Genomic DNA, 1,224 nt, shown 5'->3' with positions numbered 1-1,224 from the left:
TCGGAGGCGGGTCCGGGGGTGGGTTCGGAGGCGGGTCCGGAGTTCGAGGCCAACGGGGTGTTCTCCTTCTCTCCTCCCTGCGGCTCCTTCTCCTCCTGCTTCTTCTCCGGGAGCGCCGCGTCCTTCTTCTCCGGGAACACCACGTCCGAGCACGAGTAGTACGTGTCCGGCGTACTGCTGTTCTGCCAGACCGTGTACAGCACGTGCCGCCCGGTCCGGTCGGACGGCAGGGTCGCCTCGACGCCGTACGCGCCGTCCGTCAGGGCCGGGTCCGTCACCTCGGCGAACGGCTTCCCGGGCAGGTCGGACCAGGACAGCGGCCCGGCCGGGTCGTAGCCGGGCTTCGTCAGGTACATCCGGAACGTGCCGGTGTGCGGGATCGTCGAGACGTACCGCATGGTCAGCGTCTCGCCGGGAGTCATCCGGGTCGCCGGCCAGTCGGCGCGGGCGAGGTCGAGCCCCTTGTAGCCGGGCAGGCCCCCGCTGCACAGCTTCCCGTCGGGGACGACCTGCCGGTCCCGGCCGTCCACGTTCGCCACCCGCAGGTTGTCCCACGCCGTGAAGGGCGCGCCGTTCGCCGCGACGGCCGCGCGGCACGCCGCCGAGTCCGCTCGCCCGCCGCCCTCGGGGGAACAGGCCACCACCCGGCTCACCGGATCCGTCGGCGCACCGTGCGCCCGCGCCGGACCCGCCGCCCACAGCGGCAGCAGCAACGGGGTCACGAGGGCGGCCGCGAGCGCGGCGCGGTGTGCGGTGGTACGGGGCATCCGTCTGCGTCTCCTCGGCCGGACCGGTGCGGTCGGTAGTGCAATACGGGCAACCGGCCCGGCGCGTTCACCGCGCCACGACCTGTTCGAAAAGGGGGCCATTCGCGCCCAACTGACCGCCATAGAGGGTCGGTTTCCGGCTCGATCGAGGGTTTCCCCCGTATCCCGATGACCTTCACTTTGCCTATCGTTCGACCACAGCTGACCCACAGGTAACCCCGGACGGGTCCGCTCCCCACACGCCTGGCCGGCCACTGCGTCGCTCTTTCGAACCACCCCCCTCCGCTTCAGCGAGGAAGCGCATCCACCGCCGCTCCGCCCAGCCCGGAGTCCGGCCACGAAAGGCAACGACCGTGCGTATCTCCCCAGAGTTCAGACGGAAGCTGATATCCGTCGCCGCCGTCTCCGCCGCCCTGCTGACCGCCGCCCCCGCCTCGGTCGCCGTCGCCCAGGAGAC

At 71.7% G+C, this 1,224-nt stretch carries 1 protein-coding gene; it reads right to left on the bottom strand.

Translation table 11 applies throughout. The features are described 5' to 3' along the window. Positions 1 to 767, bottom strand: a 767-nt coding sequence (locus tag CA983_RS43860; RefSeq protein ID WP_244207361.1) for a lytic polysaccharide monooxygenase auxiliary activity family 9 protein, incomplete at its 3' end; no start/stop codon positions are given. Positions 768 to 1,224: the final 457 nt, after the last annotated feature.

It is taken from the genome of Streptomyces swartbergensis (assembly GCF_002148965.1).
Classification (GTDB): domain Bacteria; phylum Actinomycetota; class Actinomycetes; order Streptomycetales; family Streptomycetaceae; genus Streptomyces; species Streptomyces swartbergensis.
The sequence above is the reverse complement of the archived record's forward strand: the minus strand, read 5'-3'. Positions and strand labels throughout refer to the sequence as shown.